General features: G+C 71.7%; 14 protein-coding genes. 5 read left to right on the top strand and 9 right to left on the bottom strand.

The genetic code is table 11. The annotated features are described in order from the left end of the window. Position 1: 1 nt before the first annotated feature. Both J4557_RS19835 and J4557_RS19840 read right to left on the bottom strand, forming a co-directional pair. On the bottom strand, positions 2-964 hold the full coding sequence (locus J4557_RS19835) for an EI24 domain-containing protein (protein ID WP_307800085.1): 963 nt from the start codon (positions 962-964) through the stop codon (positions 2-4). Positions 965-1035: 71 nt separating this feature from the next. After that, the gene (locus tag J4557_RS19840) at positions 1036-1905 is read right to left on the bottom strand and encodes an SDR family NAD(P)-dependent oxidoreductase (protein WP_208268218.1); all 870 of its coding nucleotides are present in this window, start codon (positions 1903-1905) and stop codon (positions 1036-1038) included. A 143-nt stretch (positions 1906-2048) separates the two neighbouring features. Between J4557_RS19840 and J4557_RS19845 the strand changes: the two genes are divergently transcribed. Both J4557_RS19845 and J4557_RS19850 read left to right on the top strand, forming a co-directional pair. Next, positions 2049-2924 (top strand): TIGR03619 family F420-dependent LLM class oxidoreductase, encoded by an 876-nt coding sequence (locus J4557_RS19845; protein ID WP_208268219.1) that lies wholly within the window; start codon positions 2049-2051, stop codon positions 2922-2924. Positions 2925-2955: 31 nt separating this feature from the next. Further along, positions 2956-3399, top strand: coding sequence for a nuclear transport factor 2 family protein (locus tag J4557_RS19850; protein WP_208268220.1), 444 nt, complete (start codon positions 2956-2958; stop codon positions 3397-3399). Positions 3400-3401: 2 nt separating this feature from the next. Here the strand turns inward: J4557_RS19850 and J4557_RS51695 are convergent, their stop codons facing one another. Beyond that, positions 3402-4424: an effector-associated domain 2-containing protein gene (locus J4557_RS51695; protein ID WP_208268221.1), complete on the bottom strand. Its 1023-nt coding sequence runs from the start codon at positions 4422-4424 to the stop codon at positions 3402-3404. 236 nt (positions 4425-4660) lie between these two features. On the opposite strand from J4557_RS51695, the gene J4557_RS19860 reads away from it, so the two are divergent. Further along, positions 4661-4885: a hypothetical protein gene (locus J4557_RS19860; RefSeq protein ID WP_208268222.1), complete on the top strand. Its 225-nt coding sequence runs from the start codon at positions 4661-4663 to the stop codon at positions 4883-4885. Positions 4886-4928: 43 nt separating this feature from the next. Continuing rightward, on the top strand, positions 4929-6155 hold the full coding sequence (locus tag J4557_RS19865; RefSeq protein ID WP_208268223.1) for an FxsB family cyclophane-forming radical SAM/SPASM peptide maturase: 1227 nt from the start codon (positions 4929-4931) through the stop codon (positions 6153-6155). A gap of 26 nt (positions 6156-6181) precedes the next feature. Here J4557_RS19865 and fxsT (J4557_RS19870) read toward each other — a convergent pair whose 3' ends face one another. From fxsT (J4557_RS19870) to J4557_RS19890, 5 genes are all read right to left on the bottom strand, one after another. Further along, entirely contained in the window at positions 6182-10327 is a 4146-nt protein-coding gene (fxsT, locus tag J4557_RS19870; protein WP_208268224.1) for an FxSxx-COOH system tetratricopeptide repeat protein, read from the bottom strand. After that, entirely contained in the window at positions 10324-11343 is a 1020-nt protein-coding gene (locus J4557_RS19875) for an AAA family ATPase (protein ID WP_208268225.1), read from the bottom strand. Before J4557_RS19875 ends, fxsT (J4557_RS19870) begins: the two co-directional genes overlap by 4 nt. A gap of 15 nt (positions 11344-11358) precedes the next feature. Further along, complete coding sequence (locus J4557_RS19880; protein ID WP_208268226.1) at positions 11359-12831, bottom strand: VMAP-C domain-containing protein; 1473 nt, start codon at positions 12829-12831, stop codon at positions 11359-11361. 178 nt (positions 12832-13009) lie between these two features. Beyond that, entirely contained in the window at positions 13010-14581 is a 1572-nt protein-coding gene (locus J4557_RS19885; protein ID WP_208268227.1) for an MFS transporter, read from the bottom strand. 399 nt (positions 14582-14980) lie between these two features. Then, positions 14981-16597: a tetratricopeptide repeat protein gene (locus J4557_RS19890; RefSeq protein WP_208268228.1), complete on the bottom strand. Its 1617-nt coding sequence runs from the start codon at positions 16595-16597 to the stop codon at positions 14981-14983. 676 nt (positions 16598-17273) lie between these two features. Here J4557_RS19890 and fxsT (J4557_RS19895) point away from each other — a divergent pair. Then, positions 17274-19823 (top strand): FxSxx-COOH system tetratricopeptide repeat protein, encoded by a 2550-nt coding sequence (gene fxsT, locus J4557_RS19895; RefSeq protein ID WP_208268229.1) that lies wholly within the window; start codon positions 17274-17276, stop codon positions 19821-19823. Here fxsT (J4557_RS19895) and J4557_RS19900 read toward each other — a convergent pair. Beyond that, positions 19820-21061, bottom strand: a complete 1242-nt coding sequence (locus tag J4557_RS19900; protein ID WP_307800087.1) for an FxsB family cyclophane-forming radical SAM/SPASM peptide maturase — start codon at positions 21059-21061, stop codon at positions 19820-19822. The two genes, fxsT (J4557_RS19895) and J4557_RS19900, sit on opposite strands and share 4 nt — an antisense overlap. Between the last annotated feature and the right edge of the window lie 29 nt (positions 21062-21090).

A 21090-nucleotide genomic window follows, 5' to 3' on the forward strand; every position in this document is an offset into this window, starting at 1 on the left:
CTCAGTTCGGGCCGGCGACGCCGAGATGACCGCCCGTGACCGCCGGGCCGTCCGCGAGCCGCTCCCTGGCCAGCAGCGTCGCGCCCGCCACGGCGCCCGGCATCGCGAACACCGCGCCCAGCGGTATGAGAAAGACCACGAAGGTCGCCGCGCCGAACCCGACGGACAGCGCCCGGTTCGCCTTGAGCCGCGCGAACCGCTCCTTGCGCAGCAGCCCGCGGCGCTCCAGCGCGATCGACGTCAACTCCCCCGCCAGGTAGTACCCGGACACCAGGGCCGCGACCACCGGCACCACCGTCTGCCCCACCACCGGCAGGAACCCGGCCGCGAAGAACACCACCCCGAACAGCACCGCGACGAGCCCGAGCACCAGCGCGTCCTTGATCGCCCGCCCGATCTGCACCGCCAGCGGGACGTCCGGGTCCGGCGGCGCGCCGCCCTGCGACTCCTCGACCCGCACCGCGATCGCCTCGTAGAAGGGGTCGCCGACCAGCAGCGTGACGGCCGTGAACGTGAGCACCGCGAGGAACACCGCCGTGCCGTAGATCGCGATGCCGGCGACGACGTGCGTCCCCGCCCGCGCCGCGTCCGACCAGCCGTCCGCGAACGGGGTCACCCAGCCCGCGAGGTCGCCCAGGTAGAACGCCAGCGTCACCAGCCCGGCCGCGTAGGCGGCCAGGACGATCAGCGCGGGGATCAGGCCGAACAGCCACTGCGCGGGGTTGCGGGCCGTCCAGCCGATGCCGCGCAGCAGGTAGCCGACCCCGGTGAACAGGTCCTTGACCGCCGACGGCCTGGCCTCGCCCTGATCCAGGGCGGGCCGCACCGGCGCGCCGGGCGGACCCGGCGGAACCGGCGGGGCGGGCGGCTGCGGGCGCCCGGGGACCGGCGCCGGCGCTCCGGGCTGATGCGCTCCCGGCCGCGGGTTCCACGGCGCGGGCTGGTTCGGGGGGACGTTGCTCACGCGCTCAGAGCCTAGGGCCTTCCTCCGCGGCGCCCAAGCGTTCGGGCGAAGCGCCCCCGGCCGGGGCCGCCTCAGCGCACCGGCAGCCCGACGAGACGGGCCGACCGGTCCCACACCGCGCGGCGGAGCACCTCGTCCTTCAGGGGGCCCGCCGCCGGGATCAGCCCCGCGCCCGGCGTCGAGCTGTAGAAGCCGCCGGTGCGCCCCTCGAACTCCTCGTCCAGCGCGAGCCGCAGCGCCATCCGCGCGCCCTGCGCCGGCGTCCGCATCACGGGCGTGTGCGAGAGCAGGCCGCCGATCCGCGCGCTCCCCGGCAGGTCGCGGGCGAGCCCGGTCGCGACGAACCCCGGGCACATCGCGTTCACCGTCACGCCGGTGCCGTCGAGCCGCCGCGCCAGTTCCTGCGCGAACAGGATGTTCATCAGCTTCGACCGCCCGTACACCCGCAGGGACCCGGCCGCCCGGTAGTTGCCCGGCTCCGCCATCCGCGCGGGGTCCAGCCGGTCGGCGAACCGGTGCGCCTCGGACGCGACCACCACGATCCGCGACGGCGCGCCCTTCTTCAGCGGCCCGAGCAGCAGGTTCGTCAGCAGGAAGGGGCCCAGGTGGTTCGTCGCGACCATCCGGTCGAACCCGTCGGCGCTCTCCTTCGCCCGCATCAGGTGCACGCCCGCGTTGTCGACCAGGACGTCCAGCCGGTCGAACCGCTCCTCCAGCGACGCCGCGACCCGCCGCACGTCCTGCTGCACGGACAGGTCGGCGAAGAACGTCTCGATCCGCGCGCCCGGCACGTCCCGCGTCAGCTCGTCGACCGTCGCCCTCGCCCGCATCTCGCTGCGGGCCACGATCCCGACGAGGAACCCCGCGCGCGCCAGGCCGCGCGCGATCTCCTTACCGATCCCGGACGTCCCCCCGGTCACGATCGCGATCTTGTCCCTCATCCCCCCACCGAACCACCGCGCCGAACGCGCGAGCAAGGGGGGGATGTGATTTCTTGCACAAGCCGTGATGCGCGCCGCGGGCGCCCCCGGCCACCGGGACGGACCCTGGCCTCGAACTGGAACCGGTTCTAGTATCGGTCGCCATGAGGTTCACCTACGCCGAGGCGATGACCGACCCGTCGTTCTACCTGCCGCTGGCCCGGGCCGCCGAGGCGGCCGGCTACACGAGCATGTCGGTCGCCGACTCGCTCGCCTACCCGCGCGAGTCCGACTCGACCTACCCCTACACCGCCGACGGGAGCCGCGAGTTCCTCGAGGACAAGGCGTTCATCGAGACGTTCACCCTGATCGCGGCCATGGGCGCGGTGACGGACACCCTCCGGTTCACCCCGTTCGTCCTCAAGCTGCCCGTCCGCCCGCCGGTGCTCGTCGCCAAGCAGGCCACCTCGATCGCCTGCCTCACCGGCGGGCGCCTCGGCCTCGGCGTCGGCGTCAGCCCGTGGCGCGAGGACTTCCAGGTCATGGGCGTGCCGTGGGAGCGGCGCGGGAAGCGGATGGACGAGGCCATCGACATCGTCCGCGGGCTCGCCGGCGGCGGCTACTTCGAGTACCACGGCGAGTTCTACGACATCCCGGCGATCAAGCTGTGCCCGGCGCCGGCCGAGCCGATCCCGATCCTGGTCGGCGGGCACAGCGAGCCCGCGCTGCGGCGCGCCGCCGTCCGCGGCGACGGCTGGATGCACGGCGGCGGCCCGGACGACCTCGACGACCTCCTCGCCCGGCTGAACCGGATCCGGGAGGCCGAAGGCAAGGCCGGCGAGCCCTTCGAGGTGCACGTCATCTCCCCCGACGCCTACACCCCCGACGGCGTGAAGCGGCTGGAGGACAAGGGCGTCACCGACGTGATCGTCGGCTTCCGGATGCCCTACGCCAAGGGCCCCGACACCCAGCCGCTGGACAAGAAGATCGCGAACCTGGAGCGGTTCGCCGAGACCGTGATCGCGAAGGTGAACGGCTGACCGTAAAACGAGAACACGTTACAGTTCGGTCATGGACGCCCTCATCTGGCACGCCCCCGACGCCGACCACCCCGCCCGCCGGGCCGCCCGCGCCTCCATGACCGCCGTCGGCGCCGGCCGCCGGGAGGAGTGGCTGGCCCTGTTCGCCCCCGGCGCCCTCGTCGAGGACCCCGTCGGGCCGTCCTTCCTCGACCCCTCCGGCGAGGGCCACCGCGGTCCCGACGGCATCGCCGCCTTCTGGGACTCGTTCATCGCCACCATCAGCGGGTTCCGCTTCGAGATCAACGACTCGTTCGCCAACGGCCCCTGCTGCACCAACGTCGCCACCATCACCACCACCATGGGCGACGGCTCCACCATGTCCATCGACTGCGTCCTCATCTACACCGTCGACGAGTCCGGCCTCATCACCTCGCTGCGCGCCCACTGGGAACCGGACCGCGCCATGGCCACCATCACCAGGCCCTCGACCTGAGATCAGCCGTCGCCCGGCGGCAGCAGCAGCCGGGCGGTGGTCTGCTCCAGCCGCCGCACCGCCATCGACTCGCCCACGAACCCCCGGACGGCCTGCAGGAACTGCTGCAGGCCGCCCGGATAGTCGAGGCACGTCTGCAGGATCGCGAACAGGTCCGCCTTCGCCTCCGGCGACCGCGGGATGACGCCCGCGATGCCCGGCGACAGCGCCCCGACCAGCCGCTCGCGGCCCCGCTCGTTCCGCATCTGCGGGATGCCCAGCAGATCGTCCACCATCTGGAAGAGCACCGGCACCGGAACCTCGGCGGGCGGCACGAATCCCTGGTCGCCGCCGGTCCTGTCGCCCCCGCCCGGGCCGTCCTCGCGCAACGCGACCGGCCCGCTGCGCGCCGCCGGAGCGCCGCCCGCCGCCGGGGCGGGCCGCATGCCCGGCACCATGATCCAGGCCTCGCCCTCGGTCTCCTTCACCTCGACCTCGACCCGGTAGTAGTCCCCCGGATCGACGAGCCCCCGGCCGTGCCGCACCACGTCGTCGTACACCCGCCGCGACACGATCACCGCGATCGCGGTCTCCGCGGCGGCCACCGCCTCCTTGAGCGGCGCCGCGTCCAGCAGCCGGAACGTGTGCGTCAGCTCCGTCCCCACCACACCGCGCTCGTCCGCCCGCACCTCCCCCACGTTGACGGCCACCCGCAGCCGCATCCGCGCGGCCTCGCTCGCCGCCCGGTTGTGGTGCCGCACCTCCGCGCGCAGCCGGTCCACCACCGTCGTCAGCAGCCGCTCCGTCGCCACCTCGGCCGGCAGGACGACCATCACCCCGTCGCCGCGGTCCTCGTGGTAGCAGTCGTCCAGCCGCACCCCGGCGCCGTCCTCCAGGCTCCGGTCGAGCCCGTCGTACATCGCCTTCCGCACCCGTACCCGCACCGGATCGTCCCGCTCGGCCGAACTGAACCCGGCGATGTCGCACACCAGGAACGAGCACAACCCCCCGGGCCGCCACCCACCCGTCCGCGCCGCGTCGCCCACGCGCCCCTCCCTTCCACCCCCTCAGCGTCCTCGACCGCCGACGCGGTCGGCAAGGGCACGGGAGAGGTTCTCGGGCACGTCCGTTCCGGTGCACGTCCTCCCGGCGTGTCTTCCCCCATACCGCCGTCAGGCGCTGGGGCGAATCCCTATGATCGTCTCGTCGCCGCTAGGCTGGTGGCCCCTGAGACAGGGGAACCGCGACGCTTTCTGATTCGGGACAAGAGGGGGAGACGGCTGTGCCGAACACTCATGGCAGCACGACAGCGTCCGTCGGACGCGCGGCCCCCTTCGTCTGGTCCAAGCCCAGCTTCAGCGAACTGGACCGGCTGTCGTCGAGCGCGAACGAGATCCTGCGCGCGAGCGCCGTCTACTCCAGCGCCCAACGCCGCGCCTCCGGCCGCGTCGTGGCCCATTTCGACAACAAGCTGGCCGAGGACGACTCTTCCACGACCAACGGGTAACGCGGCCGAGGAACGGTCCGGAGCCCGAGGGAGGAAGGCCGCCATGCCGGGCACCGCCGACAGCGAGCGGGAATGGCCGTTCGGCGGCCTCGATGTCGCGGGTCTGGTCGAGGGCGGGTGGCGCCCCGTTCCGTTCTCCGAGGTCGTGCTCAAGATCCACGGCCGTTGCAACCTCGCCTGCGACTACTGCTACGTCTACGAGAGCACGGATCAGACGTGGCGGACGCGTCCGCGCGCGATGCCACCGGAAGTGATCGCGGCCACCGCCGAACGGCTGGGCGAGCACGCCCGCGGGCACGCGCTCTCCCACGTGACGGTCGTCCTGCACGGGGGCGAGCCGCTGCTCGCGGGAAGGCCGGCGATCGCCGCCGCCGTGGACCGGTTCCGCGCCGCGCTTCCGGCGTCCTGCGACCTCGAAGTGACGATGCAGACGAACGGGGTCCTGCTCAGCGACGCGATGCTCACGATGCTCGACGACAACGACGTGGGCGTGGCCGTCAGCCTGGACGGCGACCGCGAGGGGCACGACCGGCACCGGCTCCGCGCGGACGGGCGGGGAAGCCACGCCGACGTGATGCGCGGCCTGACCAGGCTCGCCGGCTCGTACCGGCGGCTCTACCGGGGGCTGCTCTGCACGGTCGACCTCGACAACGACCCGATCCGGACCTACGAGGCGCTCATCGAGACGCGGCCCCCGCGCATCGACTTCCTCCTGCCGCACGGCACGTGGAGCGCCCCGCCGCCGCACCGTCCCGCGGGCGGCGACGCCACCCCCTACGCGGACTGGCTCATCGCGATCTTCGACCGCTGGTACCGCGCGCCGCACAAGGAGACGGGCGTCCGGCTGTTCGAGGAGATCCTCAACCTGCTGCTCGGTGCGCGCAGCCGCAGCGAGAACATCGGCCTCTCCCCCGTCGCGATGATCGTGGTCGACACGGACGGGACGCTCCAGCAGGTCGACACGTTGAAGACCTCGTACCCGGGGGCGCCGGAGACCGGCCTCACGGTCTTCGACAGCGGGTTCGACGAGGCGCTGTCGCACCCGGGGGTGGTCGCCCGCCAGATCGGCATCGCGGCGCTGTCACGAACGTGCAGGACGTGCGCGGTGCGCGACATCTGCGGAGGCGGCGCCTACGCGCACCGGTACCGGGAGGGCGACGGCTACCTCAACCCGTCGGTGTACTGCCCCGACCTGATGGCGCTGATCAGCCACATCGGACGCACCGTCCAGGACGATCTGGCCCTCACCACGGCCGCGCCGGGCCGCTGATCGGGCGGGCTCACAGGGCGGTGGGCTCACAGGGCGGTGGGCTCGAGGTCGCATTCCAGCGGCTCGCCTCGCTCGGCCGCCCACACCTCGGGATGGTCCGGGCCCAGCACCCGTCTCAGCGCGGCCAGCGCCGGACCTGACACGTTCCCGTCCCCGCCCATGGCGGCGCGGGCGCGCGCCAGGTTCAGCTCGACGGCGAGCGCGTAGGGATGCCGCTCGCCGAGGCAGGCGATCATCTTCTCCCGGACGCCCGACAGCAGCCCCGCCGCGGCCTCCAGCTCGCCGAGCAGGTAGTAGTCGTTGGCCAGGCCGACGGTGGCGCAGAGCGCGTAGTAGTGGTCCGGGCCGAGGACCCCGGCTTCGAGGTCCGCCAGAGCCGCCTGGTCGGTCTCTTGCGCCGCGTACACCTCCGCCAGCCGCCGGAGCACGACGCCGCGGTCGATGGCGCAGACCTGGACGAAGGGATGCCCGTCCCCCATCACCCGGCGGTAGCCGTCCAGCGCCCGGTCGATGAGCGGCAGCGCCTCCTCCGGACGTCCGATCGCGCAGGTGGCGAGCGCGAGGCAGACCTGGCTCGCGAGCGTGTTCGGATGCTCCTCGCCGAACCGCCGTACATGGGCGGCGAACGTCTCGGTGGCCAGCCGGTGCGCCTCCACCGAACGCCCGAGCTTCCGCAGCGTCCCCGCATGGCTCATCTTCGCCTGCAGCACCAGCGCGTGGCCCGGCGCGAGGACGGGCCGCAGATTGGCCAGGCTCTCCGCCTGGATCCGGTGCGCCTCGCCGAACTTTCCCAGGGCGTGCAGGTCCCGCGCGAGGTTGTGGGTGGCGCGGAAACGCTGCCGGTAGGCCTGGCCCCCGCCGTCCCAGACCTCCCGGTCGATATCGTGCGCCTGCTGGAACTCGCCCAGGATCCGCAGGTCGAGGGCGAGGTTGCTGGCCGCGAGCCGGGTGTCGGCGTCGACGTCCCCATGGATCCTGCGCAGGCGCCGCCAGGCGTCGAGGTCGATCTCATGGGCCCTTCGGAACTCGCCGCGGAAGCGCAGGTCCGCGCCGAACCCGTTCGCGGCGAACAGCGTCTGCAGGTTGTCGTCGCCGTACTTGCGACGCGTCCGCGCGAGGTTGTCCTCGCTGAGGTCGGCGGCCGCCCGGTTGTCGCCGAGCCCGCGCAGGGCGTTCGCCAGGACGCGAGAGATGTCCAGGACGTCGTCGTCGTCGGGTCCGTACCGGTCGCGCCACCGGTCCAGCGCGATCTCCGCCAGCCGCCGGCTGCCCTCGTACTCCCCCGACTGGTAGAGGAACTTGGCCTGATCGATGCCGACGTACCGGATCTCGGGATCGTCCGCCTCGAACACCCCCGACGGGATGACGTGCGGGGTGATCTCGGAGCGCCGTTCCCAGGTCGACTCGACCTCGGGCTGCTCGTCCGGGGTCGCCTCCTTGAGGATTCCGTGGACGCTCTTCCGGACGCTGCGGCGCCCGTCCTCGCCCAGCCGGTCGTTGAGGATCGCCCGGACGAGCCGGTGGACCTGGAGGCTGCCCGCCTCCTCGTCGAAGCGGGCGAGGGAGAACCGGGAGATGTCGCGCATCGCGCCGCACAGCCGGGCCTCGTCGGCGAGCAGCGCGGTCAGTTCGGCGGGCAGCTCCGCCGAACGTCCGGCGGTCAGCAGCCCGCAGGGCACCGGTTCCGGATCGAAGACGGCCCACAGCTCCAGCAGCAGGCCCGCGACCGGGTTCTCCTCGCGGAGGAGGTCGAGGTTGAGGCTCACGCCCGCCGCCAGCGGCCCGGGGAGCTCCTCGGACCCGCCGTCTCCGGTGAACTCGGTGAGGCGGCGGTCGAACAGCCGGAGGTACTCCTCGACGGTGCCTCCGGTGACGACCTGCCACGCGGCCGCCTGGCCGACCGCGAGCGGCAGGTCCCCGACCCGTTCCGACAGCAGGTCGGCCTCGGCCTCCGACAGCTCCGGCACCAGGCGGCGGAGCAGCGCGATGCTCTCGCCCCGCTCGAAGACGCCGACGTCGACGACCGACGCGTGCCGCTCCCAGCCGCGGTCGCGGGACGTCACCAGGACGTGCCGCCCGGGCCCCAGCCCCCTTCCGCCCCCGTCGACCGAGAGCGGGGTCAGCCGCACGACCTGGTCCGGATCCTGCGCGTTGTCGTAGATGAGCAGCCAGCGCCCGTAGGGACGGCCGTCGCGCAGCGCGCGCAGGACGCCGTCCACGGTGTCCTTGATGTCGTCGCTCATCGGCATGCCGAGCTGGCGCGCCAGCACGGCGAGGGCGGCGCGCGCCGAGGTCGTCTGCTCGGCCGGGACCCACCAGACCAGGTCGTAGTCGCCGGCGTGGCGGTAGGCGTACTCGACCGCGAGGTTGGACTTGCCCTCCCCGCCCATGCCGAACTCCGACTCCGGCAGGAGCGCCGCCATCCCGTCCTGCAACGCCGCCCGGACCGCGGTGAGGAGCCGGTCCCGTCCGGTGAAGTCGGGATTGCGGGCGGGCAGGCCGCTGCGGACCGCCGGCGCGGGCGCGGGGCCCTCCTGCCCGCCCGTAGCCGGGAGCCCGTCCGCCGTCTCGTCACCCAGACCGTCCGCGGCGCCGGGCGTGCCGGGCGCCGCACCGGTCGCCAGCTGCCGCGCCACCTCGCGGTACTGGCCGCCGAGACCGGCCAGCGCCTGCGCCGCCACCTGCGCGAACGGCAGGTCGGGCGGGAGCCGCACCTCGCCGCGGCCCACCGCCGCGAGCAGCGCCGGGAAGTCCAGCGACGAGCCGATGCGCTCGCGGACGACGGCCCACACGGCGCGCAGCACCTGCTGGACCTCGCGCCTGCGCATGCCCTGCAGCAGGATCTCCCGGACGCCGTCGTGGAACTCGTAGGCGATCTCCTCCTCGCCGCCGTCCGACGGGCGGCCGACCATCCGCAGCAGCCCGCTGAGGAAGACCTCGGCGAGGACGGAGGACGAGGAGGACGGGAGCATCGCCTGCTGGACGAGGCGCATCACGGGCAGCCGCAGCGGCGCGGCCGCCAGGTAGGTGGCGAGCTTGAACGCCGCCGGAGACGACGACGCCCGGAACTGCTTGACGCGCGTCTCCGCCGACATGGGCTCGGCGTCGGGCGGCGGCGCGTCGGCCACCGGCCGGCCGGTGAACAGGGCCGCGCCCATGATGTCCCGGCCCCCGTGCGCGACCATGTTCGCCCACGACCGCAGCCAGCGCTCGTTCAGCTCGACCACCGGGACCGGGACGCCGAGCGGGCGGCCGTCCGGTGGCTGGAGCGGCGCCCGCGTCACGGTGAGCCGCTCGTTGGGCAGCGCCGGCCCGGACGCCCCGAACCGCACCGGCTCGATGGCCGCGGGGGTCCGCCACCACAGCCGCTGCGGCAGCGGCTGCGCGATCGCGACGGTCCCCGTCCTGCCCCAGCGGCCGAGCAGCGCCGCGGCGCGGCCGTCCCGCCATGCGGGGCCGATGCAGTCGCTGACGACCAGGATGACGCGCCGGTGGCTCGGGTCGACGAGTTCGTCGGGGTCGCGGTCCGCGCTGACCCCGAACGCCGACCCGGTGCGCAGCGACAGCCGCTCTCCGCCCGTGTCCAGATACCAGGTCCGCAGGTCGCGGAACGCGCCGAGCTGCTGCAGCAGCGCCCGCAGTTCCTCGATCGTCTGCCGCCACACCACCATGGACGGCCCGACGTCCGCGACCAGGGCCAGGTCGTGCCGGCGGTCCCGCGCCGGGACCATGACGGGCTCGCACACGCCGGTCTCGGCGATCCGCTGCGCGGTCGCGGTCTCGTCGAGGATCTCGCGGGTCAGCGACGGGACGGTCGCGCGCAGCGGGCGCAGCGCCCGCGCCAGCGGCAGCGTCCGGGAGATGGCCGGCATCGCGGGCATGCGGACGGGGAACGACGCCGCCGGAACCTCCTGCCCGGCCATGTACAGGCCCGCCTCCGCGGGCCGCGGCGGCGGTGGCTCCGGCGGGGACGGCGTGGGCGGCTCGCTCGGACGCCGCGACGGCGGCGGACCGGCGGGGCCGCCGCCCGGTCGTGCGGCCCCGGCCGGGACGTGGTGGGCCGGGCCCTCGTGCGTCCGGAACCAGGCGGCGAGCCAGAGCGCGTCGGCGATCTCCTCCGCCGTCGGCGGCGGGTCGAGCGCCTGCAGCACCTCGACGAGCCGGGCGATCATCCCGCGCCGGGCATCTCGATCGGGCGGAGCACCGCGTCGAGGATCTCGTCCAGCCTGCCGTCCGGCGGCCTGCTGCCCGACGTGGCGAGGTAGACGGCGTTCAGGAGCTGGTCGGTGGCGAGGGCGCCGTCGGCCCGGCGGGCGAGGAACCGCTCGATGAGCTCCTCGCTCCCCGCCCTGGCCTCCGCGCCGAGATGCGCCTCGATGATCTCCGCGAGCCGCTCCCGGCCGGGCGGCTCGATCACCAGCCGGACGCAGCGGCGCAGGAACGCGGGCGGGAACTCCCGTTCCCCGTTGCTCGTGATGATCACGATCGGGAAGCTCGCGCACTGCACCTCGCCGTGCTCGATCGGCACCCGCGGGCCGCCGTCCTCGGTCATCACGTTGATCCGGGCCTGCTCCTCCGGCAGCCGCTGCAGCTCGGGGATGGGGAACCGGCCCTCCTCGAACACGTTGAGCAGGTCGTTCGGCAGGTCGATGTTGCTCTTGTCGAGCTCGTCGATGAGCAGGACGCGGGGGGCGTCGCCGGGCAGCAGCGCGGTGCCGAGCGGACCGAGGCGGATGTACCGGCCGATGTCGGGCGGATCGGCCGTGTCGGTGCGTCCGCCCACGCCGCGCAGGCTCGCCTCGTGCAGGCGGCCGATCGCGTCGTAGTGGTAGAGCCCGGACTCCAGCGTGGTGTTGCTGGTGATCGACCAGTACAGGACCGAGCCGAGACCGAGCTCGTAGGCGACGTTGTAGGCCAGGGTGGACTTCCCCGACCCCGGCTTGCCCGTCACCAGCAGGGGGCGCCGCAGCAGGACCGCCGCGTTCACCTTGTCGATCACCGACTCGTCGGGCCGGTACGAGACGGCCTGCTGCTCCCGCCGCCCGCGTCCCCGGACGGCGTCCTCGGGGCTGAACCGGCGCCACGGCGGGGGCGGCGGCAGCCGGTGCACGCGATCGTGCGGCAGACCGTCGCCCCGGTAGATGCGCCAGTCCCCGGGCGGGTCGCTGGATTCCGGTCCTGTCGTCATGGCGGCCTTCCGGTGCTATGCGGGGGGTCGGAGCCGGACGTACGGCTCGGGGATGCGGTCGGCGTCGTCGAACACCAGCGTCAGGTGGAGGCCGAGATGGCCCGTTCCCGCCTCCTCCGCTCCGGCGGACAGCGCCTGGCGGCGCAGCTCCATCGCCCGCCGGGGCAGCTTCATCAGGTCGGCGGCCAGCAGGTCCTTGACCTCGCGGGCGAACCGGGCCGGGTCGCGGCCGTCCCGGCACCAGGCGATCACCGGGGTTCCGGACAGCAGCCCGACCCAGTGCTCGTCCGGCTCGTCGCTCGCCGCCCACGGCGGGAACGCCAGCGCGAGGACGGCCGGGGACTCCGACAGCCTGGAGAACAGCTCCTCCTGGTCGTACTCGCCGCGCCGCGTGACCAGGCAGACGGGCGCGTCGACCGAGTTGCCGCGCAGCACCGTCCACTTGCGCCGCCAGTCGTGGTGGACCGCGGCCAGCCGCATCCGGTCGAGGCTGCGCACGACCACCGGGTACTTGATCCCGATGCGGTGCTCGAACCCCGCGATCTTGATCTTGGAGTCCTCGACGGGATGGCCGAGCAGCGGGCGCGGCAGCACGAACTCGACGGTGAGGTCGGGCGTGGGCCGGCCGACCACCGAGATCTCCGCCGTCAGCAGCCGCTCCAGCAGCTCGGGGATCCGGCTGAGCGGCAGCGCCTCGTCGCTGCACTGCAGGGTGCTGCCGGGCTCGCGGTCCACCTGCAGCCACGCCGTGACCAGGTACCGGTCCGGCTCCAGCGCGTCCGGCGTGCACGCGATGATCAGGTAGGTCTCGGACGGCTCCGGCCGCGCCCGCGCCTCGACCTCGGCGTTCTGCCGCTGGAACAGCGCGTCGTCCACGCCCTGGAACACCGCCTGCCGGCGCACCCAGTCCCGGATGGCGGGCGCCGTCGGCTGGGCGGCGTACCGGGCCAGGTCGTCGGCGAAGATCAGCAGCGGCGGCACCCCGTCGCGACCGGCCGGGATCTCCTCGAGCAGGGCGACGACGTCGTGGAGGCTGCGCATCTCCCGGTCCAGCAGCGGCCACGCGGGGCCGACGGCCCGCCGGTACAGCATGGGGAACCGGCTGAGATGGGTCAGCCCGGGGTCGAACTGCTCCAGCGAGGTGATCAGCTGGTGCAGTTCCCGGCGCGCGTCCTGGCCGAGCCACGGTTCGGGGATCAGCTCGCGGACGAGGTCGCTGAGCGCCGCCACGGAGAGGCTGTTCTTGTAGAACCGCTCCAGGTTCCGCACCAGCGCGTGCGCCGCTCCCGGATAGTTGAGCAGGACGTCGACCAGTGCCCATACGTCGAGCCGGTCCTGGTCGTGGTGCTCGAAGGGGAGCCGGTGCCCGAGATCGCGCTCCAGGGCCGCCAGAAGCACCTCGCGCCCCCGCCGGACCCTCATCCCCTCGATGCGCAGGATCGCCTCGACGAGCCGATGCTGATCATCGACGTTCAGCGACGTGCTCAAAGCCCCGTGCCTCCGCCCCGGCCCCGCACGCGGCGGATCACCCCGCCTGCCCGGCCATCCGTGTGCGCCCGAGAATCAACCGACACACTATGACGTAACGGAGCCACCGGAAACCGCGTCACCTGACACACTCCGGCCAAGAAGGCCCCTGCGGCGCGGTTATCGGCGCGCAGGTCTATCAGCGTCCTCCGGCCCCCACCGCACCGACGTCCTCTCTCTGGTGAATCTGCACCGGGCCGCCATGCCAGGGGTCCGACTCCGCGAGCGGAGCGAGGCCCCCTTCGTCGGATCTCGCGGCCCCGATCGATGTGACGGGTGTTCGCCAGATTCGGATCATTCCCTTTCCGACCCGCTTGGCGGAGCACAGGAGCGAGACGGCCACAAGGCCCGTCCAGGCGGCGGTGAACCCGAGCACGCGCAGGAATTCGCCCAGGAGCATCACCAGGCCGTCGCACACTTCCTTGAAATAGAGCGCGATCAGGACGGCCGTGACGGCGGCGAAGATCGTGCGGATCACGATCGCGGTCCCGTGGATTCCGACCGAGTCGATGATCCAACCGCCGCTGAGCGCTCCCAGTGCCACGGCACCGACGCTGATGAACCGGGTGATGCCGGTGATACGGCCGAGCTCGTTCGGGAAGGCCTTCGCCTGATGGGCCCGGAGCGCGACGTTGATGTGCGCCCCGAGCACGCTGCACACCCCCCACGCCGCCAAGCCGATAACGGGACTCCGGTGAGCGGTCGCCTCCCATACCAAGGGCACCCAGAGAATCGCGCAGAGCACCAGTGAGGCGGACGGCCCCGTCAGGCGGAGAAGGTACGAGGAGCCGACCGCCCCGAGTAGTCCCCCCAATCCCGAGCAGGAGAGCAGTACACCGACCACATAGGTCGGCAGGCCTTCCCGCTGCGCCAGCAGGATCTGCAACAGCACGATCACCTGGAAGAAGAAGTTCGCCAGCACGCACACGGCGAGCACGGCTCGTGAGAACGAGTCCCTCGCGAGCAGGGCGAGCGCCGGGCGAAGCGCATGATCCGCGGCGTCGCGACCCGCGTCCCCGCGCGGCCTCGCCGGCTCGCCGGGCCGCGGACGGCCTGGCGCTTCTCCGGGTGCCGCCCGGCGCAGGAGACGCTTCCTGACCAGCAATGTAATAAAGGGAAATAAAGAGGTGCATGCATCGACGAGCCAGGGCATGACCGGATTTATGGCGAGCAGCACGCCACCCAAGGGCCGACCCAGGAACATCGACGCGTTGAGTTTGGCCTCGTTACTTCCGATCGCCGCGTTCAATGACTTCTCTGCGACCAGATCCGGCACAGCGGCGATTTCCGCGGTCTCGAAGAAGACCGCACACGAACCGTCGATCAAGGCGGCCGTGATCAGAAAGAACACCGGATCATCGAGGAGCAGCAGGCACAAACAGGTGACCGAGGCCGAGACAATGCGCACCAGCTGGCTCGCCAGCATCACCTTGCGGCGATCGATACGGTCGACCACGACTCCGGCCACCACATGGAACAGCAGCCCTGGAGCGACGCTCGCCGCAGTGACGCAACCTGCGGCGATCGGAGACCGCGTCATGGCGAGGGCGAGCAGCGGGCCCGCGGCGGCCACGCTCATCGAACCGAGCTGCGACACCGCCGACGCCGTCGACAGAATGGCGAAGTCGCCGCGCCAACCTCCGCTCCCGGAAGGAGCTCCGGACTCCGGCACGCCGGCTCCCGCCTCGGCACCGGATCGAACGGTGGTCACCGATTGCCCTCCCTGACCTCCACGGCAATCGGCATCCGACGGTGTACCAATAGACAACAAGCATCAACCCGGATAAAGAGCCGCAAACCAGACAGACGTGAGCATTAACTGTCCGAAGGCTATCAAAGAAATAACATCGGCACTTCAAGGGAGCCTAAAGTCCTGTCCAGATTCACTACCACGACAAACAGGCATGTAGTGGAATCCAGGTAACAACAATGCCACGCTTTCATTGCGGCAAGTGATCACTTTGCTCCAGAACGCGATCATCAGTGGACGCACGGCCGGATCGCCCCGTTCGACGACCCGGGGGCCACGGTCCCCATTCCGTCCCCGACCGCACTGGTTCCGCGATGAAGGCCCCGTAAACGCCGCCCCGGAGACCGTCCGGCGGACGGATCACGCCGTGCCGGTCAGCGCCCGCTTGGCGATGAGCGCCTCACGGTTCCGGCTGTCGTGGCCGAGGACGTCCTCGAAGACGGCGCGGGCGGCACGCGTCCTCCCGGACCGCCAGAGCGCCTGGCCCAGCGCGGTCTGGATGGAGAGCTCGTGCGGCAGCCGGCTCGCCGCCGCCTGGAGCTGGCGGACGGCCTCTCCCGCGTCGCTCGCCAGCAGGATCCGTCCGATTCCGGCCAAGAGCCAACCGACCGCGGCGTTGTCCGGAATGGCCTCGCAGATCGCGGCGGCGTCCCGGTAGCGCAGCACCGCCGTCTTCGCGTCCCCCTGCTCGTAGGCGATGTCGCCGAGGAAGGTGGTCGCGGCCGCGAGGACCTTCATGTCCCCCTCGCCGCAGGCCCGGACGGCCGCCTCCGTATGGCGCCGGGCGAGTTCCGGATCGCCGTCCAGCAGGGCCCGGTGGCCCTGGTGAAGACGCATCGAGGGCCCGGGCCGCCGGATGGGGACCGCTCCGCCGTCGAGCTTCCCGATCGGCTCGATCAGCCGAGGATGCTGTACTTCGTAGTACCGGTCCCTGTCACGAACACGCGCCCGGATGAGGTGGCGATCCTGTATCGCGTCGACGACCGCTCGTGGAACGTCGTCGTACAGGCGCGACTCGGACACCCCCGCGCGTCCCCACGGTCCGCCGAACACCCCGCGGAACCAGGACAGGACGTTCACCGCCCTCAGGCTCTGGTCGGCCGCGATGGTGCCGAGACTTTGCGCGCAGTACTCGCCCAGCACCCGGTTCACCTCCCCGCGCAGCCGCTCCGCGGAGATCTCGCCGTCGGCGGGCAGGTCCTCCCAGAGGCGGGCGCAGGCGAGTCGCAGCAGCGCGGGCTCGACTCGCGCCGTGGTCTGGACACCACCCGCCAGGCGGACCGTCCGCAACTCCCTGACCAGCGCCCCGGGGAGACCCGCGCCACGCGGACCGGCCGGATGCAACAGGGCCTCCGCCGCTTCGAGCGCCGCCTCGGGCGTCAGCGGATCGAGGGAACACGTCGCCGGCGCCGGCTCCCCCAGGCGTGCGGCGAGTTCGAGCGCCTCCTCGACGGAGTCGTCCCGCACGGCCAGGAGCAGATGCAGGCCCGGCTCCTCTTTCATGACCGCCGTCAGGTCGTCGAGGAACTCGCGGCGGTGCCGTTCATGCCCGGCCGAGGTCCGCAGGAGCCCTTCCGCCCCGTCGATGGCCAGCAGCGTGGGAAGCCGCTCGCCGAACCGGTCCATCCGGCGATGCTTGCGCAGGAAGTTCCCGATCGACAGTTCGGAGATCTGTACCGGCGATGCGCGCGTGTACCAGGATCCGAGCACGGCGAGCCGGAAGTGGTTGTGCTCCGGCAGCGCCGCCACCGGGAACGACGGCCGGTACGCGATATGCGCGACGGGCAGCACGTTCCGGTCCCGCTCCCGTAGCCGCGGGACGACGCCCGCGCGCAACAGCGAGGTCTTCCCGACGCCGCCGCCGCCATGGAGGACGGTGAGCCGGTTCTCCGTCCACGCGCCGAGGACCTCTTCTATCTCCGTGGTCCTGCCGCGGAAGACGTCCCGGTCCGGCTCGTCGAACGCGCGAGTGCTCACGTTGGTACGCGATCCGTGCGAAGGAACTGGCGCGATCATCGTTCCGTCCCCAGGAGCGGATATCCGCTGGAGAGCTTCGGCGACATCGGATTCAGGATGCCCGGGTCTCCCGAGAATAACGCACCGTCGTTCCACGCGGTGCCGAATCGGGAGGACGCGCTCTCACATCCCCCGCGCGGAGCGCCGGGGACGGTGTTCGGCCGCCTTCACCAGCTCATACGCCGCGAAGAGCACTCCGCTCCCGCTCGCATTTGAGCCTGTTGTCGAACCCGCGGCCGGGCCGGTTCCGCCGTGACACTTCCATCGCGGCCCGCCTGATCCCCGGTGGGGCGGCTTGATCGGAGGCCGGGAGCTCGTTCGTCAGGCGGAAGGAACCTTTCTGCATCTGTCTCCTCCAACGTCGACACCGCAGAGCCACATCCACTTCGCGACTTGCCCGCTGCTATGGCAAGGCGATCGTGACCATGGTCTCAGAAAGCCGGCCGCATTGCCATAGGACGAGTCCTGCGGTGGCGCCATTCGGACGGCACAGAACCAAAATAAAGGCGTCCGAAATCCCGGTCGTGATCCGTGTGTCATCTGACACAGACTGGTACGGGCAGCTTCAATACACTATCTTCATTGACGGAATTACTTGACCACGACGTGATGCGGTGTGTCCGGTGGGGGCGCCGGCATGGCGCAGGGGGATCGAGTGACCAACGCACAGCCGGATTCATCGTTCGCCACGGATCGCGTACCCCAGATCTGGGGCAAGGTCCCTCCCAGGAACAAGAACTTCACCGGCCGGACGGATCTGCTCGAGCGACTACGCGGAGGCCTGGCCAACAGGGTCACGGCGGTGGTCCCGCACGCGTTGCACGGTCTCGGCGGCGTCGGCAAGACCCAGATGGCGGTCGAGTACGCCTACCGGTACAGATCCGAGTACGACCTCGTCTGGTGGATCCCGGCCGACCAGCCCGTCCTGGTGCGCTCGTCCCTCGCCAGCCTCGCGCAGCCCCTCGGTCTTCCCTCGGCCTCCGTGAGCGGCGTCGAGGACGCCGCCAACGCCGTCCTGGACGCGCTGCGCCGCGGCGAGCCCTATACCAACTGGCTGCTGATCTTCGACAACGCCGACGAGCCCGAGGAGCTGACCGAGACCCTCCCGCAGGGCCCGGGGCACGTCCTGATCACCTCGCGGAACCACCGCTGGGCGGGCGTGGTCGACGCGGTCCCGATCGACGTCTTCACCCGCGAGGAGAGCATCGAGTTCCTCACGAGGCGGGTCCCGCGCGGCATCAGCGAGGAGAACGCCGACAAGCTCGCCGAGGAGTTGGGCGACCTCCCCCTCGCCTTGGAGCAGGCGGGCGCGCTCCACGCGGAGACCGGCATCCAGGTGGAGCAGTATCTGCAGCTCCTCGAAGAGCACACGAGTCAACTGCTCTCCCAGGGCAAACCGACCGAGTACCCGGTGTCGATGACGGCCGCCTGGGCGCTCTCCGTCGCCAGCCTGGAAGAGAAGATGCCCGAGGCACTGGACCTGCTGCGCTATTGCGCGTTCTTCGGTCCGGAGCCGATCCCGCGGGACAGTTTCAGCAAGGTCGTTCCCGGCCTCAGCCCAGGGCTCACGGCGCTGATCAGGGACCCCATCAAATTGAGCCGGGCCATCGGCGAACTGGGGCGCTTCGCTCTGGCGAGGCTCGACATTCCGGCCCGGACGATCCAGGTCCACCGGCTGATCCAGGCCCTCGTCCGGGACGAGGTGTCGGAAGCGGACCAGGAGCGCCTCCGCCACGAGGTCCATTTGCTGCTGGCCGCCTACACGCCGTCGAACCCGGCCAACTCCTCGAGCTGGCCCAAGTTCCTGAACACCCTCGGGCATATGGAACCCGCGGGTGTCGCCCAATGCTCCAAGGCATCGGTTCGTTCCCTCTGCCTCGACATGGTCACGTACCTGTATGTCTCAGGAGACGTCTCCTCCGCCCAGTCGTTCGCGGAGTCGTTCCTCGAAGTGTGGACGGCCTCGTCCGGCACCGACCACGAGGACGTCCTGAAACTCCGCGTGGAAATGTGCAACATCATCCGCGAACTGGGGCTGTACGAGGAAGCCGCCACGCTCGGGGCGCAGACCCTCGCCATGGCCGAGAAGGCCCTCGGCCGCGATCACGACACCACGCTGCGCGCACTCCGGGGGCGCGCGACGGACCTGCGGGCGAGCGGCGACTTCCAGCAGGCTCATCAGATCGACGACGACGTGCTCCGCCGCTTCGAGTCGAAATTCCCGGACGACGAGTGGAGCATTTGGCGCGCCAAGAACAGCGTCGCGCTCGACCACGGCCTCAAGAGCGACTATACGAACGCCCGTCTCCTTCTCGAGCAGGTGTACCTGGAGGTCCTCGAAACGGGGAAAGCGGCAGGTGACCCCGCCTCGTACCTGAACATCTACACCGGCCTGGCGCGGGCGGTGCGGCTCGGCGGGGACTTCTCCGAGGCGTGCGACCTCGGGGAGGACGCCTACGCGTTCGGGATCGAGGAGCTGACCCCCGACCATCCCTGGACGCTCCGCACCGGCAAGGACCTGTCGATCGCGCGGCGGCGCGCGGGCGACTACGAACGCGCTCAGGAGATCGCCGAGGACATCCATCAGCGCTACGTGCGCGCCTTCGGCATCGACCATCCCGACACGCTGGCGGCGGCGACCTGCCTGGCGAACATCCGCCGGACGCTCGGCAAGTTCGAGGAGGCCCTGAACCTCGCCGAGGACACCGTCCGCCGTTACCCGCGCGTCTACGGCTCCGACCACCCGTACAACCACGCCTGCGCGGGGAACCTGGCGATCCTGCAGCGGGTCACCGGTGACCCGCAGACGGCGCGGAAGACCAACGAGGACGCGCTCGCCGGCCTGGAGCTCAAGCTGGGCCGCGACCACCACTACTCGCTGACCGTGGCCCTCAACCTGGCCAGCGACCTGGCCGCGCTGGGCGAGAACGAGTCGGCGTACCGCCTCTGCTCGGGCACGCTGCGCCGGCTGAGCGCCCTGATGGGCGAGGAGCATCCCGTCACGCTCTCGGCCGCGGCCAACACCGTCGCCGATCTGCGCACCCTGGGCCGCGACGAGGAGGCCGAGGCCCTGTTCGCCGACACGGAGCAGCGCTACCGCCGGACCCTCACGCTGGAGCACCCCGACGCGAAGGTCTTCCTGGAGGGACGCCGGCTGGACGCGGACTTCGACCCGCCGCCGATCTAGCTCACGGCGGCCGCGGGCCGCGGGGGCGAGCCGTCCAGGTCGCGGCTCAGGACGTCGCGGATGTGGGTGATCAGCTTCAGCAGGTCGCGGCAGTACACCGACGGGTTCCGGAAGCCGGTGCCCGACTTGTACCGGTGCGGGTAGAGGCCGGCGCCGCACACCTCGTGCGCCTCGCAGGCCAGGCACTGGGCCGACAGCGCCTGCCGGCCGATCTGCCGCGCGGCGACGGACGGCAGCGACAGCACGGTGTCGAACGGGTCGCGGGACACGTGCAGCCGGGTGCCGGCGGCCCCGTCGTACGCCGACTTCAGCGAGTCGACCTGCTCGATCTCGCCGTTGGTCTCCACCACGGCGACGGCCACCGGGGACAGGCCCACGGCCTCGCTGGCGGACATCCGGCCGAACAGCAGCCGGATGATCTCGCTGAACAGCCGGATCCGCACCTGGTCGGCGTCGCGCCCGTACCAGCGGTCGAAGATGGCGATGAGCCAGTCGCCGTACGGCGCCGACTCGTCGGGCGGACGGCCGGGAGGCGGTGCGTCCCAGTTCCCGTGGGGCAGCAGGAAGTCCATCTCCGGCGGCTCGAACGCCAGCAGCGCCTCGTACGTCGCGAGCGGGTCGTTGCGCAGCTCGATCGTGCTGAGCAGCCCGCCGAACAGGTGCCGGTACGGGGGGCCGGTCAGCCGCTCCAGGCCCGCCCGCACGTCCTGGTAGCTGCCCCGCCCGTTCGCGCGCCGCCGGTGCCGGTCGTGGCCCTCCTCGTCGCCGTCCACGCTCACGCCCACGCTGACGCCGTGCTCGGCGAACAGGTCGAGGAACAGCTCGTCGAGCAGGACGCCGTTGGTCTGCACGCTGAACCCGACGCGCACGTCGGGCTCGCAGGCGGCGCGGATCGTCTCGACGGCGTGCCGCAGGTGCTCGACGCCCGCCAGCAGCGGTTCGCCGCCGTGCAGGACGACCTCGACCTCGGGCAGCAGGTTCATCCGCGCGTGCTCGGCGATGCGCTCCGCCACCCAGCCGACGACCTGCCGCGACATCCGCCGGGGCTGCCGGCGCCAGCCCTGGTCGGCCATCTCGTACATGTAGCAGTAATCGCACGCGAGGTTGCACCTGCTGTGCACCTTGAGGATGAAGTCGCGGATCGGGGTGGGCCGCCAGCCGCGTTCGAGGAGGGCGCGCACGTCCAGAGCGCCCGGCCACTCGATCTCCTGGCCGGGTTCGTCCCTGCGGACGCCCACGCTTGCCGACCTCCTAGATGAGACCAAGA

It is taken from the genome of Actinomadura nitritigenes, from assembly GCF_017573545.1.
Taxonomy (GTDB): domain Bacteria; phylum Actinomycetota; class Actinomycetes; order Streptosporangiales; family Streptosporangiaceae; genus Spirillospora; species Spirillospora nitritigenes.